At 66.6% G+C, this 15,770-nt stretch carries 13 protein-coding genes; 6 read left to right on the top strand and 7 right to left on the bottom strand.

Annotated features, from left to right (window positions below; translation table 11 throughout):
* Positions 1-24: 24 nt before the first annotated feature.
* Positions 25-1,104 carry a tRNA 2-thiouridine(34) synthase MnmA gene (gene mnmA, locus G7Y29_RS04435; RefSeq protein ID WP_165002164.1) on the bottom strand — a complete coding sequence of 360 codons (1,080 nt, stop codon included), beginning with the start codon at positions 1,102-1,104 and terminating at the stop codon, positions 25-27.
* A gap of 25 nt (positions 1,105-1,129) precedes the next feature.
* On the opposite strand from mnmA, the gene G7Y29_RS04430 reads away from it, so the two are divergent.
* Positions 1,130-1,939 carry a spermidine synthase gene (locus tag G7Y29_RS04430; RefSeq protein WP_165002163.1) on the top strand — a complete coding sequence of 270 codons (810 nt, stop codon included), beginning with the start codon at positions 1,130-1,132 and terminating at the stop codon, positions 1,937-1,939.
* Here G7Y29_RS04430 and G7Y29_RS04425 read toward each other — a convergent pair.
* A complete protein-coding gene (locus G7Y29_RS04425) occupies positions 1,857-2,960 on the bottom strand; it encodes a bifunctional lysylphosphatidylglycerol flippase/synthetase MprF (RefSeq protein WP_249399809.1) in 1,104 nt (367 codons plus the stop codon). The genes G7Y29_RS04430 and G7Y29_RS04425 overlap by 83 nt on opposite strands.
* A gap of 89 nt (positions 2,961-3,049) precedes the next feature.
* On the opposite strand from G7Y29_RS04425, the gene G7Y29_RS10815 reads away from it, so the two are divergent.
* On the top strand, positions 3,050-3,673 hold the full coding sequence (locus tag G7Y29_RS10815) for an esterase/lipase family protein (RefSeq protein ID WP_165002162.1): 624 nt from the start codon (positions 3,050-3,052) through the stop codon (positions 3,671-3,673).
* Between the two features lie 3 nt (positions 3,674-3,676).
* Here G7Y29_RS10815 and G7Y29_RS04420 read toward each other — a convergent pair whose 3' ends face one another.
* Both G7Y29_RS04420 and G7Y29_RS04415 read right to left on the bottom strand, forming a co-directional pair.
* Positions 3,677-4,744: a glycoside hydrolase family 25 protein gene (locus G7Y29_RS04420; protein ID WP_165002213.1), complete on the bottom strand. Its 1,068-nt coding sequence runs from the start codon at positions 4,742-4,744 to the stop codon at positions 3,677-3,679.
* 65 nt (positions 4,745-4,809) lie between these two features.
* Positions 4,810-5,934, bottom strand: a complete 1,125-nt coding sequence (locus tag G7Y29_RS04415; protein ID WP_165002161.1) for a cysteine desulfurase family protein — start codon at positions 5,932-5,934, stop codon at positions 4,810-4,812.
* Between the two features lie 101 nt (positions 5,935-6,035).
* Between G7Y29_RS04415 and G7Y29_RS04410 the strand changes: the two genes are divergently transcribed.
* Both G7Y29_RS04410 and G7Y29_RS04405 read left to right on the top strand, forming a co-directional pair.
* Positions 6,036-7,076, top strand: a complete 1,041-nt coding sequence (locus G7Y29_RS04410; RefSeq protein WP_165002212.1) for a nucleoside hydrolase — start codon at positions 6,036-6,038, stop codon at positions 7,074-7,076.
* Positions 7,066-8,520 carry an MFS transporter gene (locus G7Y29_RS04405; protein ID WP_249399808.1) on the top strand — a complete coding sequence of 485 codons (1,455 nt, stop codon included), beginning with the start codon at positions 7,066-7,068 and terminating at the stop codon, positions 8,518-8,520. Before G7Y29_RS04410 ends, G7Y29_RS04405 begins: the two co-directional genes overlap by 11 nt.
* On the opposite strand, the gene G7Y29_RS04400 is transcribed toward G7Y29_RS04405, so the two are convergent.
* From G7Y29_RS04400 to G7Y29_RS04390, 3 genes are read right to left on the bottom strand one after another with little or no spacing between them, the layout of a single operon-like run.
* Positions 8,517-9,656, bottom strand: coding sequence for a THUMP-like domain-containing protein (locus G7Y29_RS04400; RefSeq protein ID WP_165002160.1), 1,140 nt, complete (start codon positions 9,654-9,656; stop codon positions 8,517-8,519). The genes G7Y29_RS04405 and G7Y29_RS04400 overlap by 4 nt on opposite strands.
* Positions 9,646-10,464: an NUDIX hydrolase gene (locus tag G7Y29_RS04395; RefSeq protein ID WP_165002159.1), complete on the bottom strand. Its 819-nt coding sequence runs from the start codon at positions 10,462-10,464 to the stop codon at positions 9,646-9,648. The genes G7Y29_RS04400 and G7Y29_RS04395 overlap by 11 nt, the downstream gene beginning before the upstream one ends.
* 17 nt (positions 10,465-10,481) lie before the next feature.
* Positions 10,482-11,345, bottom strand: a complete 864-nt coding sequence (locus G7Y29_RS04390; RefSeq protein ID WP_165002158.1) for an ABC transporter ATP-binding protein — start codon at positions 11,343-11,345, stop codon at positions 10,482-10,484.
* Positions 11,346-11,463: 118 nt separating this feature from the next.
* Between G7Y29_RS04390 and G7Y29_RS04385 the strand changes: the two genes are divergently transcribed.
* Positions 11,464-13,488 carry a maltotransferase domain-containing protein gene (locus G7Y29_RS04385; RefSeq protein WP_165002157.1) on the top strand — a complete coding sequence of 675 codons (2,025 nt, stop codon included), beginning with the start codon at positions 11,464-11,466 and terminating at the stop codon, positions 13,486-13,488.
* A 69-nt stretch (positions 13,489-13,557) separates the two neighbouring features.
* Positions 13,558-15,765, top strand: a complete 2,208-nt coding sequence (glgB, locus tag G7Y29_RS04380; protein WP_196820181.1) for a 1,4-alpha-glucan branching protein GlgB — start codon at positions 13,558-13,560, stop codon at positions 15,763-15,765.
* Positions 15,766-15,770: the final 5 nt, after the last annotated feature.

Here is a 15,770-nt window from a genome sequence, read left to right as displayed (position 1 = left end):
CCATCTACTCTGCCAATGTGGGATCTACCCCGTGGAGCAAATCGTGCCGGAGCCCAGCACGACGTCGCCCATCCCGTCCGGGTCCGGCAGGTAGAGCACCGCGGCCTGGCCGCGGGCCACGCCCTCCAAGGGCTCGTGGAGCTCCAGGGCCATCTCGTCCGCGGCCACGGTTGCCACGCAGGGCACCACCCCACCGTGCGCGCGGATCTGCACGTTCGCCTCAAATTCGCCAGTCATGGCGGGGTGCAGCACCTTGAGACGGTCGGCTCGGATCTCGCGCACCTGCAGCGCCTGGCGTGGCCCGACGGTAACCACACCGGTAGCGGCGTCGATATCGGTGACGTAGCGCGGCTGCCCGTCCGCAGCCGGGACGCGCAGGTTGAGGCCGCGGCGCTGCCCGATCGTGTACTGAAACGCGCCGTCGTGCTCTTTGAGCTCGGTCCCATCGGTATCCACAACCAAACCCGGGCGCATGCCGATGGAACGTCCCAAGAACGCCTGGGTGTTGCCATCGGGAATGAAACAGATGTCGTAGGAGTCGGGTTTAGTGGCCGTCGAAAAGCCGTGGCGCTTCGCCTCTTCGCGGATCTGCGGCTTCTCGGTGTCACCCACCGGGAAAAGGCAGTGGTCCAGCTCCTCGCGCGTGAGCACCCCGAGCACGTAGGACTGGTCCTTGAGCGGGTCGGCGGAGCGTCGCAAATTGCCCTCATCATCCAGGATGGCGTAGTGACCGGTGGCCACGGCGTCGAAGCCTAGAGCCAGCGCGCGGTCGAGCAGTGCGGCAAACTTGATCTTCTCGTTGCAACGCAGGCACGGGTTCGGGGTCTCGCCGTTTTCGTAGGACCAGACGAAGTTGTCAATCACGTCGGCCTTGAAGCGGTCGTAAAAGTCCCACACGTAAAACGGGATGCCCAGCTTGTCGCAGACCCGGCGGGCGTCCGCGGAATCCTCCAGCGAGCAGCAACCGCGGGCTGACTCGCGGGTGGCCTGGGGGTCGCGCGACAGGGCAAGGTGGACGCCGACGACGTCGTGGCCGGCGTCGACAAGCCGCGCCGCCGCCACCGAACTGTCGACACCGCCGCTCATCGCCGCCAAAACCCGCATGCGCGTGAGTGTACCCTCGCAGGTCATGTCCCCAAAAAGCGAACGGTACGAGATCGACAGCGGTGTTGCGGAGGTCGTCCACGAGCACGACGGGTCGCTGACCCTGCTGGTCAACGGCGTGCCCAGCTCCTCGATCGTGCCGGGAGAGCCAGGGCGGCTCGATTTCGAATACATGCGGTGGATCGCCGACTTCTTGGATAGCGCGCGCCGCTGGGAGAAGCCGCGCCTGACTCACCTCGGCGGTGGCGCGTGTTCACTGGCCCGCTACTTCGCCCACGCGTGGGAGGGCTCGCGAAACACGGTCATCGAGGTCGACAGTGAGCTCGCCTTTCTCGCACGCGAGCTTTTCGACGTCCCCCGGGCGCCCGCCGTGAAGATCCGCGTGGGTGACGCTCGGGAGGAAACAGACGGGTTCAAGCCGGGAACGCGCGACGTCATCATCCGCGACGTGTTTTCGGTGGCTACTACTCCGCGCAACCTGACGACGGTGGAGTTCTTTGCGGCGGCGAGGGCGTCGCTAAGCGAAGACGGTGTTTACGTGGCCAACTGCGGCTCGCACGCGGACCTCAAGGAAGCGAAGGAAGAGCTCGCCGGGATGTGCGAGGTGTGGCCGCACGTCGCCGCGATCGCGGACCCGCCGATGCTCAAGGGCCGCCGCTACGGCAATATCGTGCTCATCGGCGCGAACACCGAGCTGGAGGCGTCGCCGCAGCTCGCGCGCGCCCTGCTTAAGGGCGCGGTGCCGGCCCAGTTCAAGGGTGAGGCGTGGGCGCGGCAGCTGGCGACGGTGGCGCGCCACGATCCGCCGGCTGCCGAGTCGCCAGAAACTCCTTGACCACCCCGGCGTAGTCGGAGGGTTTCATGGTGGGCAGATAGCAGCTGACCACGGCGAACGCGATCGCACCGAGCGCCAGCTCGTCGTCGTAGGCGAGGTACCAGCCGGAGTGGGTGGGGTGGAACTTGTACTTCGATGCGGCCAGCGAGCGGAAGCCGTAGAGCGGTTCGATGCTGGCACCGGCCCGGTCGAGCAGCACCTCGAGCAGCGACTCGGGCTCACCGGAGCGGGCGAGCGGGGCGCCGGAGAGCGAGACCCACTTCAACCCCTCCGCCCCCGCGATAGCGGCGGCCTCGGCGAGCAGGAACTCCACGGTGGGGCGGAAACCGTCGGTGTCGCGGCGCATGAAGTCGAGCGTGTAGCCCGCTAATTCGCCGCACTCGTAGACGGGCAGCCAGCTCGTCACGCCGTGGAGGTGGCCGTCCTCCCCGACTGCGAGAAGCAGCATCGTCCCGTCAACGGCGAGTTCGTCGACGCTGCCGAGGGTGAAGCCCATCTCGGGCAGTGCCTTGTCGGCCACCCACTGCTCCGACAGCGCGACAATCTTCTCGCGCATCTCGACATCTAGATCGGCCCACGTGGTCCACACGGCACGCACGCCCTCTTTGGCTGCGCGGTTGCGGGCAGTGCGGATGTTCTGGAACCTCTTGCCCTTGAACTCCAGGTTGTCGGTGAGCAGAAGAGATTCTTCCGCAACATGGATGGTACGGAAACCCGCCCGGGCGAAGTCCTCCGAGACGGAGTACCAGGCCACCCTCCAACCCTGTTCGGCCGCGAACTCCTCAAACGCGTCGGCGATCTCGTCGCGCGTGGACTCTTCCGTGCGCACCGGCCCGCCGAGAGTTACCGCGACGTTGCGGGAGACCCGAAACGCCACGTAGCCCGTGTCGCCACCCATGAAGAAGAACCGGTTTCCTTCCCACAGGCCCATCCAGGCCAGGTGATCACCGGTGCCTCGTGTGAGAATGGCGCGCGCCCGCTCGCGATCGGACTCGGCAGCACCCGACGGTGCCGAGGTCAACGCGCGATGCAGGAGGATCGCCGCTGCAGCCCAGGTGAGACGAGAGAGACAGTCCGGATTTCTTCCACGTGTTTGTAACCTGGACCTCTTTGGCCCTGTTCTCCCACCTCCCCCGCGTACTTCCCGACCCCTCCACAGCGACTTCCCAGTCGCGCGGCCGCGTTGTGGTAGCTGTTCACGGCACGCTCTCAGAACCTTTTGCGTTCCGCCCGCTCGCCGCCGCGCTATCCGAGCGCGGTGTGGACATGTCTGCGCCTTCCCACGGCAAGAGGGGCACCGCGCTTATCGACGCCTCTTCCAACGCCATTGCCGACACCATCACGTCCCTGCCCGCGGCTGTGACCCGCGTCGATGTCGTGGGCCACTCAAGCGGTGCCCTGATAGCTCTTCGTGCGCTTTCTAACCCGGCGGTGGCCGAGCGCGTGCATACGCTCGTGGGCCTCGGCGCCGCCTGGCGCGGAACCGCGCATCGCGCGTGGTACCGCCCTGACTGGCTGGTGCGCCTGTTCCTGGGCGAGTCCTTTGCGGAGCTGGAGAATGTCGGAGAGCCTGTGTCACCTGCTGGGGTCGAGGTAGTTTCGGTGGTGTCGGACGCTGACACCGTCGTGCCCGGCTGGTCTTCCTCCCTCGGCCGCGTCGTGCATGTCGCCGGGGTTCCGCACCGAAAATTACCCGGATGCACCGGGGAGGTGCTCCGGGTTCTCGGGCTGTGAAATTTACTTCTGTGCGTTGTTGAGCAGGATGAGCAGGTCGCCCACTGAGTATTCGCCGAGCATCATGGTGCGCAGGTCCTCGACGGGCAGCTCGCCCTGGGAGGCGAGGTTGTTCACTGCGCCCGCGATGTTGGCGGCATCCTCCTCGCTGAAGCCGAACTGGGCGGCCGCGTCCGCGATCTGAGGGGAACCGAGGATGCCGGTGGCGAGGCCGAGAATGGCCACGACGAGCGCGGTGTTGTCCTGCTCCAGGACACCCAGCTCCCCTGACTCGGGCACCTGGAACGTTTCGAGCACGCCGCCGCCGGCAGAGTAGTTGCCCCCCGCGAACCTGTCGAGGTCCGCGCTCGACCCGTTGAACACGTTGAGGTCGACCGGGGTGTTCATTCCTGCAATGCGCCCGGAATCGGAGCGCTGCCAGAAGGAGATTTTGTCCCACCCGCCGACGGGGCGCGGTGCCTGGTTCTGGTAGGCCGCGAGCCAGAGCGGGTATCCGGTAAACGCTGAGGTGTTGTCCATGCGCTCGGACCAGAAGTAGCGGTAGGTGTAGATCATCGGCGCGGTTCCGGTGGAGCGCTCCACCTCCTTGAGGAAGGTGTCGGTCCAGGCCGCGAGGGCAGTCGGAGACAGGCCCTCGTCGACCTCAAGGTCCAGCACGGGAGGCAGTGAGAGGGCAGGCCCGGAATTGATGACGGAGGCAAAATACTGCGCCTGCGTCACCGGGTTCTCGGCTGGGCGCGCGTAGTGGTAGGCGCCGACTTTGAGGCCGGCGTCCGCGGCTGCGCGTGCGTCCTCGTCGTAAAACTCGTTCTTCCACCCCTCCCCTTCGGAGGCCTTGACAAAGGCGAATTCCTGTCCGCCGGGGCCCGAGACAGTACGCCAATCGATCGGCGCGCCGCCGGGGCGCTGATGCCCGGCTACGTCGACACCCTGGACGATGCCGGGGGCGTTTTGCGCGCTGGCGCCGGTGCGCGAGGTCGGGCTGAAGGGAATGACGACGGCAAGAGCGAGAGTTACTAGCGCCGCGAGGAGCGCGGCAAGAACGGGCTGGAGCCTCCGGTTGACATGCATGGTGCGCACGCTACCGGATTCTAACCCCTGCTTTCACATGCGACACACGGTTAACACGGGCAACGTTAAACCATGCCAGCAACCCTGGCTCGTTCCACAACAACCGCGATCTCCCGCACCACAAGCTCGACGTCGGACGTTGTCGTCGTGCGGCCCAGAGTCAGGCGCAGCGCCCCAGCGGCCTCGCGCTGCGGCACGCCCATTGCCTCGAGGACATGGCTCGACCGGTTCACGCCCGCCGCGCACGCCGACCCTGTCGACGCCTCGATCCCCCGCGAATCAAGCAACATGATCAACGCGTCACCGTTCGCACCCGGGAAAAGAAAATGCGCGTGGCCGGGCAGTACCGGCTCCGCAGAGGTCACGCGGGCACCGGGGACGGATGCGAGCACCCCGGCCACGAGGGCGTCGCGAAGCGCCCCGATCTCTCGGCGCGCTCGGTCCGACTCCGCGACAGCCTCGCGCAGCGCGGCCGCGGTCGCCGCCGCCGACGCCACATCAACTGTCCCTGACCGCAACCCCCGTTCCTGCCCGCCCCCGGTCAGCACCGCCGCAGGCGTCGGGGAGCGCCTCGCCAGCAGAATTCCCGTACCCCGGGGCCCGCCGAACTTGTGCGCGCTCGCAGCCAGTGTTGTCGCGCCCAGAGCGTGGAAATCAACCGACAACTTTCCCACGACCTGCACCGCGTCGACGTGCAGCGGCGTTCCGGATTCCGCAACCCGCGCAGCAGCCTCAGCCACGGGCTGGATGGCGCCGGTCTCGTTGTTCGCCCACATTAGGCAGGCCACTGCGGCCGGGGATTCCAGCGCCGAAAGGTCGCTGACGTGCCCGTCCCCGCCAACGGGCAACCATGACATGTCCGCCCCCTCCGTCACGGCTAAAGACTTGACTGTCTCCAGAACCGCAGGATGTTCGATGGGGCTCGACACGACTCGCTCCAGCGGCGACGCCCGGAACAACCCGCGCACCGCAATGTTGTTCGCCTCAGTCCCCGAGCCGGTGAAGATAACCTCGACAGGGTCCGCACCCAGCAACGAGGCGATCTCCTCGCGCGCCTCCGCCAGCACCGCGGCGGCGCGACGACCCGAGCCGTACTGCCCTCCTGGGTTCAACTCGGCGGAATGCTCCACCCACGCGTCAATGGCACACTGCCTCATCGGAGTCGTCGCTGCGTGATCGAGATACGGCATGGCCCCTAGACTAGTAAGTCACCCGACCGCTACAAGAGGGAGACTCCCGTGACCCGAACCGCGCCTTCAACCCCGGTGAGCATTCCGCCTCCCCCCGGAAAATCATTCTCGACTGCGACCCCGGCCACGATGACGCCATCGCCCTGCTCCTCGCATGGGGAAACCCGTCCATTGAGTTGCTCGGCGTGACCACCGTCGCCGGGAACCAGACGCTGGAGAAAGTGACAGCGAACGCCTTGGCTCTCGCCCGCATCGGAAACATCGCCGGGGTTCCCTTTGCCAAGGGTGCGGATCGCCCCTTAGTCGGGCCGCAGCTCATCCCGGACGAGATTCACGGGGATTCCGGCCTCGACGGCCCGCGGCTACCCGCCCCCGGGGCAGAGCTGGACCGGCGTCACGCGGTCGAGCTCATCGCCGAGCTGGTCCGGACACACCCCGCCGGGTCCGTCACCCTCGTCCCCACCGGCACGCTGACCAACATCGCACTATTCGCCCGCACCCACCCCGAGCTCGTCGAACGAGTCGCCGGTGTGACGCTGATGGGCGGAGGCCACCACACCGGCAACATGACTCCGGCCGCCGAGTTCAACATCCTCGGTGACCCGGAGGCCGCCCAGATCGTTTTCACTGCCGCCTGGGACGTGGCCATGGTCGGCCTCGACGTGACCCACAAGGTACTCGCCACCCCAGAGCGTATGGCGCAGCTCAACCGGGTCGGCACCGACGTCGCGCGCTTCATTGCGGAGCTCGTGGAATTCTTCGGTGCCTCGTACATGCGCGAGCGGCGCTACCCGGGACCACCCATGCACGACCCGCTCGCCGTCGCGGCCGTCGCAGACCCCCGTGTGCTGCGCACCGTAGTCGCGCCGGTCACGGTAGAAACGAAGGGCGAGCACACTCGCGGCATGACCGTGGTCGATTTGCGCCGCACGTGGGATCCAGACCACCGCGACGACCCGTCCGCTCTCGGGGTGGCGGACGATTATGAGTTCACCGCGGGTGACAGCAAAATTGAGGGTGTTCACCGCGTCGGCGTGGACGTCGATGCAGACCTGTTCTGGCAGCTGCTTATCGACGCCCTCACGCGCATCGGCAACACCGCATTCGCGAACCAGTCAAAAGGACTGCACCATGACCAATAAAGACCGGCCCTCGGCCGTTGCGGACCCCGTCGATAACCGCCGCGGCGGTATCGCCCTGCTGATGGGTGTCCTCATCACCGCTGCCGTCGCTTTCCAGCTGAACGCCTCAATGCTCTCACCGGTGCTGCCAACAATGGCCAAGGAACTCGGCACCGATGAGGCCTCCGTCGGTCTGACACAGACGGCATTTTTCACCTGCGGAGCCATGTGCGGGCTCTTCCTGCCTCGCCTCTCCGACATCATCGGGCGCCGGAAGGTGCTGCTGGTCATGCTGACCATCATGTCCCTCGGTGGCGTGCTGGCAGCTCTCGCGCCGAACATCGAGCTCCTCTTCCTGGCGAGGGCGCTTCAGGGACTCGCGGGGCCGACCATCCCGCTCACGCTGATAATCCTCCGCAGCCAAGTCAAGGATGAGGTCCGCCTGGGCACCCTCATGGGCCTGATCGCCGCGATCAACGGCGGCGTCGCCGGTTTGGATGTCCTCCTCTCGGGCTGGATGGCCGAGAACTGGGGATTCCGCTCCGTGTTCTGGCTGATCGCCGTCATCGGCGTTCTCGCGGTGGCCGCCGTCGCCCTCTGGGCACCGGAGTCCAAGCCGTCGGACAACGTCACAATGGACTGGGGTGGCGCCGCACTGCTGGTTGTTTCCGTGCTGTCGCTGACTTTGGCAGTCAACGAGGCGGGCAAGGCCGCCGCCGCCAGCTGGATTGCCGTTGTCGCTCTGGCCGCTGTCGGCCTCGCGATGTTCGCGCTCTTCTGGAAATACGAGAAGAAGCACAGCCAGCCGCTCGTCGCCCCGAAATACCTCGCGCGCCGCCAGACGTGGGCCCTGCTGCTTACCACGGTGCTCACTATGACCGGTGTCTTCGCAGCCGTGAACGGCGTGGCCGTCTCCCTCGCGCAGAACCCCACCGCGGGCTTCGGGCTCAACGCCGATTTCGCGGCGCTCATCCTGCTGACCCCGTACGCCCTGATCGGCTGGCTCGTCGGGCCATTTGCAGGCCGGTACGCGCCCCGGATCGGTTACGACCGGCTCATCCGCATCTCGAACGTGGCGACGGCCGCGCTGTTGCTCATCCTCGCGTTCCTGGGCGTGCGCAACATGTGGGTGCTGGTCATCGGTGTCGTCTTAATCGGCGTCACCTACGCGGGCGTGGGCAACATCGTGCTGAACAACCTGGGCGTGGTCAATTCGCCTAAGGACAATGAGGGTTTTCTCCCTGGCATGAACTCGGCGGCTTTCAACCTGGGCGCGGGCATGTCGTTCGCCATCCTGCCCGTCTTCATGGTGACGGGGTCCCCGCAGGGTTCTCAGTCCTCCGCCGGCTACACCACGGCTTTCGTTGTAGGCGCAGTAGTCCTCGGCGCGGCCGCGCTGGCGTCGCTGCTCATCCCGAAGGAAACCACGGCCGAGCTGGACAACGCACTGGCCAGCGCCAGCTAAGACCACTCACGGGCACCGCAGATGTGGGCGACTGCGCTGTCGCCCACGCGTGCGATAACGACGCCCATCGGCCGCGACCCCCTTTGCTTCAGCTTGGCCCGCAGCTGGTCGGGATCGACGTCGACGCCGCGCACCAGGATCTCCAAGGGCCCCGCGCCGTGAGCCGCCAGCGCCGCCTTGAGTTTGCGCAGCGGCACCGCCTCGATAAACGGAAACCCGCTGTACCCCGCTGGGATGGATGAACCCGTCAAGAAGGCGATGTGTTCGTCGAGCATCCACAGCCCATGTCGCGCCGCCCAGCCGCGCACGAGCCCCGCACGAACCACGGCGCCGTCGGGTTCGACGATGTACGCGCCCGGACTGCCCACCTCCACCTCGTCCGGATCTGTGGAAGCCACTGTCTCCGCGAACCCGTCGCTGCGCAGCACAACCGCCTCACGCGATGTCCCTTCCGCCAGCCCTGGCGTATACAGGCACGCCTCTTTCACACCGCCATCGACCGAGACCACGCTGACGAGCCCGTTCCATTCCGAGTAGTCGATGCCCGGCGCGCACTTGACAGCCATCTCAGAGCCCGCGTGCGCTTGGAGCAGCGCGGGCAACGGGGGATGGAGCTTGGCGGGGTCGGTGATGCGCCGGCCGCCGGAGCGCCGGGCCGGATCCGCGATGATGACAGCCCCCGGCGCGACCGGCGCCAAGGCGTCGGCGCGCGCCAGCCAAGCACCGGGCCCGAGGTTGTGCCGCGCCATCAGCAGCCGCGAGAAATCCAGGTCGGAACCTACCCACGGCAGCCCAGCAAAAGCGAGGGCTTCCGTGCCCACCGAGCACGTCACGTCGTGGACGAGCTCCGCGCCGCAGCGTTTGACACGCTCCGCGCGCAGGCTGGCGACCAACGCCGGAGTGGCCTGCTGCGCCGCATCGACATCGGTGAGCCAGTCAGCCGAAAACTTCCCCGCCGCTAGGCGACGCGCGGTGGCAAGTTCCATCACGGCGCGGGCGTGCTCGCCGAAGTGATCGGCCAACACGCGATGGTCCGCGAACAACGACTTCTTCGTCAGCTCTAGATCCTCGGTCACCGCGGCGATCTCGTCGGCGCGGGCGGCGAGAAACCGGACCTCGTCGGGATTAAAGCTCAAAGGGTCTCCCGATGCGGTCTTCCGGGCGGAGCGTGAAAAACTCCGCGTAGCGGGGGTCGTCGGCGGCGTCGTCCATCACGGGTGACATGTCGGCCCCTCCGCCGCCCACGGTGGCCTCCCAGAGGGACCCGGAGGTGTCGTACTCCGAGATGTCGAGAAGCTGGGCCCAGGTCGACGGGGCGAAGCGGACGAGCCCGGCGCGCCAGCCATCGAGAAGTAGGGCGGGAGGAAACCAATTCGCGTCGTCGGCCTCCTCCGTCGCGCCGTCGGGTTCCTGACCCTCGGGCAGCTGGGCGAGCCAGGTGAATGTGTCGAACGCGGTGCCGCGCTCGGAGCGGCCCACCCACCGCGCGTAGGGCACGACGAGGTCGGCGGAGACCCGCAGGTTGTTGGAACGCAGCACGTCCGTCAGAGAGAGCGCGTGCGATTCCAGCTCCATGCGCTGCCCGTGGAAGGGCCGCGCATCCTCTGGCAGCTCGCCGTGCTTATCGACGGCCAGCAACGTGCCCGTCTCTTCAAACAACTCCCGCACGGCGGCGAACAGGAGCGCATGCGCCGTGTCGGCCCCGACCTGCAGCTGCGCCCCGAGGGACTCGGCGCTGCGGCCGTGCCACAGCTCGTCCGCGCCCGCGCGGGCCGGGAAGTCTCGACTATCCACGCCGCCGCCAGGGAACACGGTCATCCCCGGGTAATTCGGCATCGTCATCACGCGCTCGAACACCCACACCTCGAGGCCGCCCACCCCGTCGCGCGTCAGGATGACCGTGCTGGCGAGGCGTGCACCGCCGCTTCCGGTCACATCGCTCACCTCCTCCTGAAAGCATCTTACTTGGCGCGGTGATTTCCCCCGCGACGCTTCCGGCGGGCCGCGTAGCGGCCGTCGCTGACGGTTACCTCGATCGGCTGGTGATAGGCGCGGCTGACGTTCTCGGAGGTCAATACGTCGTCGATGAGACCTTGGGCGACGACCTGGCCTTCGTCGAGAAGCAACGCGTGCGTGAACCCCGGCGGGATCTCCTCGACATGGTGGGTGATCATCACGATCGCCGGCGCGTCCGGGTCCATCGCGAGGTCACCGAGGTAGGCGACGAGGTCCTCGCGGCCGCCGAGATCCATGCCCGCGGCGGGTTCGTCCATGATCAGCAGCTCAGGGTTTGTCATGATGGCGCGGGCGATGAGAACGCGCTTGCGCTCACCGTCGGACAGGGTGCCCCAGGTGCGCTCCATCAGGTGCATCGCGCCGACCTGCTCGAGCACCTCGATAGCCTGGTCGTAGTCCATCTCGTCGTACTCCTCGCGCCAACGGCCCAGGATGGCGTAGCCGGCGGAGACGACCAAGTCACCGACCTTCTCCGCCGCGGGCACGCGCTGGGCGACAGCCGAGGACGTCACGCCAATCTGCGCGCGGAGGTCACGCATGTCCGTGCGCCCGAGCCGCTCCCCCATGACGAACGCCGCGCCCGATGACGGGAACTCCTGCGCAGACGCCATGCGGATCAGCGTGGTTTTGCCGGCGCCGTTGGGTCCGATGACCACCCAGCGCTCGTCCAACTCAACTTGCCAGTCCACCGGCCCCACTAGGGTGGCGCCGCCGCGGGAGTACTCCACTGCGCGGAAATCCACAAGCAGGTCCGGGTCAGTCACCGGGTCAGTCACAGCGTCATGTTCACGATCAGTCACGTCCTCCATTGTGGCTTAAACCCCCTGCCTTTGGCGGCACCGTGCCGCCCGGCACGTCACGGCCCCAATGGCTAATCTGGAATTCTGTCAGCGGGAAACGAGCCTGAAGCGAAGGATCTGCACAAAGATGACTGGACGATTTGGCATTGACGACGTACGCCCACAGGTGTCCGGGCGCACCCTCCCCTCCAAGGCCGTGGTCGGCGAAGTTGTTCCGGTCTCGGCCCTGGTGTGGCGCGAGGGCCACGACGCGGTGGCCGCGACCCTGGTCCTAACCGCACCTAACGCGGAGCAGTACTCAATCCACATGCAGCAGGAGGTCTACCGCCCTGACTACGTCCACGCCGTATTTGTGCCTGACACGGAGGGCATGTGGCGCTTCCGCGTCGACGCGTGGAGCGACGTGATGTCCACGTGGCGCAACGCCGTGTCCAAGAAGCTGGCCGCAGGACAGACCGAGGCGGAGCTGGCCAACGACATCGCCCACGGCATCGAGCTGTTCGAGCGCGCCGCAGCGCAGACGCCAGAGGGTGACCGCGAGGCGCTGGAGAACGTCGCGCGCACGCTTGCCGACGCCTCCCTGCCCCTGCAGTCGCGCATCGAGCCGGGCCTGGGTGATGAGGTGCTCGAGATCCTCGACGAGTACCCGCTGCGCGAGCAGGTCACGCGGGGACCGGTTTGCGACATCCACGTCGAGCGCCGCGACGCGCTGGTGAACTCGTGGTACGAACTCTTCCCCCGCTCCACCGGAGGTGTCGACTCCGAAGGTGAGCCGGTCCACGGCACGTGGGCGACTACGGCCCAAGCGCTAGACCGCGTGGCCGCAATGGGATTCGACACCGTCTACTTCCCGCCGGTCCACCCGATCGGCGAGGTCAACCGGAAGGGACGCAACAACAGCTTGACCCCGGAAGCCAGCGACGTGGGCTCGCCCTGGGCCGTGGGCTCGGAGGCGGGCGGGCATGACGCCTTCCACCCCGAACTCGGTGGTGAAACCGAGTTCCTCGAGATGATGGAGCACGCCCGCGAGCTGGGCCTGGAGATCGCCCTCGATTTCGCACTCCAGGCAGCCCCGGACCACCCGTGGGCGCGCGAGCACCCGGAGTTCTTCACCGTGCTCGCCGACGGCACCATCGCCTATGCCGAGAACCCGCCGAAGAAGTACCAGGACATTTACCCGATCAACTTCGACAACGACCCGCAGGGTGTGTACGCGGAGATCTACCGCGTCATCATGTACTGGGTCGATCTCGGCGTGACCACCTTCCGCGTGGACAACCCGCACACCAAGCCCGTCGACTTCTGGCATTGGCTCATCGCGGAGGTCCGCGAGACCAACCCCGAGGTCATCTTCCTCGCGGAGGCGTTCACCCGCCCGCCGCGCATGTTCGGACTGTCCAAAATCGGCTTCTCGCAGTCCTACACCCACTTCACATGGAAGACGTCGAAGGACGAGCTCGAGGACTTCGCCACGATGCTTGTCGACGTCGCCGATGTCTCACGCCCCAACCTCTTCGTCAACACCCCGGACATCCTGCACGAATCGCTGCAGACCGGCGGCAAAGCGGTGTTCGCCATCCGCGCCACCCTCGCCGCGACCTTGAGCCCGCTGTGGGGTGTCTACTCCGGTTACGAGCTCTACGAGCATGAGCCCGTCGCGCCTGGGTCCGAGGAGTACTTGGACTCCGAGAAGTACCAGCTGCGCCCGCGGGATTTCGCAGCGGCGCTCGAGCGCGGTGAGTCCCTGGAGCCGTACATCACCCTGCTCAACCAGCTGCGCCGCGAGAACCCGGCTCTGCAGCAGTTGCGGCAACTCCACTTCCACAAGGTCTACAACGAGCAGATCTTGGCCTATTCCAAGGTCGACGCGGTGACCGGCAACGCGATCCTGGTGGTGGTCAACCTCGACCCATTCGCCACCCAGGAGGGCATGGTCCACATCGACGCCGAGGCAATCGGCCTGAACCCGGGCGAGAGCTTCAAGGTCGACGACCTCATCACCGGTGAGACTTACACGTGGAGCACCGACAACTACGTACGGCTCACGCCCGAAGCCAACGTCGCACACATTTTCCGGCTGCCGGACGTGGGGGCGTCGATAAGCGAGCGCCTCGCCTTCCGCGTCATTGGTGACCACGACTACCGGCCGTAACCCGTTACCTGGGCCGAAATTCGGTAGCGTCGAAAAGCACAACTCACCCCAGACCACGCAAGGATGAACATGGCGAGCAACACCTCCCAGCTGACGATCCCCGACGCCGACCGCGGCCGCCTGCTCGAATGCAAGCACCACGCGCCGCACGACTTCTACGGCTGGCACTCCGTACCCGGGGCAACGGGAGGCTCCGTCATCCGCACGCGCCAACTCGGCGCGGAGAAAGTCGAGCTGCTCATCCATAACGAGCACCGCGACATGGAGCCGATCGGGGACGACATCTGGGTTATCGGGCTTGAGGACGACCGCGCGCCCGACTACCGGTTCCGCATCCAGTACCCGCTGGGCAAGGAGGTCATCGCCGCCGACGGCTACCACTTCCTGCCCACCCTGGGCTCGCTTGACCTGCACCTGATTAGCGAAGGCCGCCACGAGCGCCTTTGGGAGGTGCTCGGTGCAAATCTGCGCACGTACAACACCCCGCTTGGTGAGGTGCGCGGCACCTCTTTCGCCGTGTGGGCGCCCAACGCCCAAGGCGTGGCCGTTGTCGGTGACTTCTGCAATTGGAACCCCAACCAGTACCCGATGCGCACCCTCGGCTCCACGGGTGTCTGGGAGGTTTTCATTCCGGGGATCGAGGCCGGGGCGCACTACAAGTTCGCCGTCCAGACTGTCGACGGAGTTCGCGCCGACAAGGCCGACCCGATGGCGCGCCAAACCCTCGCTCCCCCGGAGACCGTCTCTGTGGTCGCGGCGCAGAGCAGCTACGAGTGGAAAGACGCGGAGTGGATGCAGCGCCGCGTCGGGCTCGACCCGACCAACGCGCCGATGAGCGTCTACGAATGTCACATCGGTTCCTGGAAGCAGGGTTCCAACTACGCCACCATGAGGCAGGAGCTGGTTCCCTACCTCGTGGAGAACGGCTTCACCCACGTGGAGTTCCTGCCCGTCGCCGAGCACCCCTTCGGCGGCTCCTGGGGTTATCAGGTCACCGGCTACTACGCGCCCACCGCGCGCTGGGGCACGCCGGATGAGTTCCGCGCGCTTGTCGACGAGCTCCACGCCAACGGCATCGGTGTGTTCGTCGACTGGGTCCCGGCCCACTTCCCCAAGGACGCCTGGGCGCTGGGGCGTTTCGACGGCACCGCCCTCTACGAGCACCCGGACTGGCGCCGCGGCGAGCAGAAAGACTGGGGCACCTACGTCTTCGATTTTGGCCGCAACGAAGTGCGCAACTTCCTCGTGGCCAACGCCCTCTACTGGTGTGAGGAATTCCACCTCGACGGCCTGCGCGTCGACGCCGTGGCCTCGATGCTCTACCTCGACTACTCACGCAACCCCGGTGAGTGGCTGCCGAACAGCCAGGGCGGGCGCGAACACTGGGACGCTGTGCGGTTCCTCCAGGAGACCAACGCCACCCTGCACCGCACCCACCCGGGTGTGGTCACCATCGCCGAGGAATCTACCGCGTGGCCGGGTGTGACCGCCCAGACCGCCTCCGACGGCCTCGGCTTCTCCCTGAAGTGGAACATGGGCTGGATGAACGACACCCTGGAGTACTTCTCCCTGGATCCCATCCACCGCTACTACCACCACAACGAGATCACTTTCTCGCTGGTTTACGCGTTTTCGGAGCGCTACGTGCTGCCGTTCTCCCACGACGAAGTCGTCCACGGCAAGGGGTCGCTGTGGGAGCGCATGCCCGGCGATGACTGGAACAAGGCCGCCGGCCTGCGCGCCCTGTTCGGCTACATGTTCTCCCACCCGGGCAAGCAGCTCATGTTCATGGGCTGCGAGTGGGGCCAGACCACCGAGTGGGATGAGGCGCACTCCATCAACTGGGACAACGTGGGCGGTGGATGGGCGCATGAGTACCACACCGGCATTCAACGCCTGGTGCGCGACCTCAACTTCGTCTACCGCGACACCCCGGCCCTGTTCAGCCAGGACAATACGCCGCTGGGGTTCCAGTGGGTCAAGGGCGACGACCACGAGCACAACGTGCTCGCCTACGTGCGCTGGGGCGTCGACGGCCAGCCGCTGCTGGCCGTGGTCAACCTCTCCGGGGCATCCCACGCTGACTACCGTCTGGGCCTGCCGGAGGCGGGCAATTGGCAGCTCGTGATCAACACCGACGACTCCATCTACGGCGGCGCGGGCAACGAACTGCCGAAGATGGTGCACACCGAGCCGACGGAGTGGGACAACTTCGAGCAGTCGCTGTCCCTGCATCTGCCCGCGATGAGCGTGCAGATGTACAAGCTGGTGCGCTAGGCAGG

Source organism: Corynebacterium qintianiae (assembly GCF_011038645.2).
GTDB classification, from domain to species: domain Bacteria; phylum Actinomycetota; class Actinomycetes; order Mycobacteriales; family Mycobacteriaceae; genus Corynebacterium; species Corynebacterium qintianiae.
This window is presented reverse-complemented; position numbering and strand designations above follow the sequence as displayed.

What these genes read in the sequence shown, in the direction of transcription:
- mnmA (WP_165002164.1), bottom strand. Translation starts at nt 1,104, where the DNA reads ATGCGGGTTTTGGCGGCGATGAGCGGCGGTGTCGACAGTTCGGTGGCG.
- G7Y29_RS04430 (WP_165002163.1), top strand. Translation starts at nt 1,130, where the DNA reads ATGTCCCCAAAAAGCGAACGGTACGAGATCGACAGCGGTGTTGCGGAG.
- G7Y29_RS04420 (WP_165002213.1), bottom strand. Translation starts at nt 4,744, where the DNA reads ATGCATGTCAACCGGAGGCTCCAGCCCGTTCTTGCCGCGCTCCTCGCG.
- G7Y29_RS04415 (WP_165002161.1), bottom strand. Translation starts at nt 5,934, where the DNA reads ATGCCGTATCTCGATCACGCAGCGACGACTCCGATGAGGCAGTGTGCC.
- G7Y29_RS04405 (WP_249399808.1), top strand. Translation starts at nt 7,066, where the DNA reads ATGACCAATAAAGACCGGCCCTCGGCCGTTGCGGACCCCGTCGATAAC.
- G7Y29_RS04390 (WP_165002158.1), bottom strand. Translation starts at nt 11,345, where the DNA reads ATGGAGGACGTGACTGATCGTGAACATGACGCTGTGACTGACCCGGTG.
- G7Y29_RS04385 (WP_165002157.1), top strand. Translation starts at nt 11,464, where the DNA reads ATGACTGGACGATTTGGCATTGACGACGTACGCCCACAGGTGTCCGGG.
- glgB (WP_196820181.1), top strand. Translation starts at nt 13,558, where the DNA reads ATGGCGAGCAACACCTCCCAGCTGACGATCCCCGACGCCGACCGCGGC.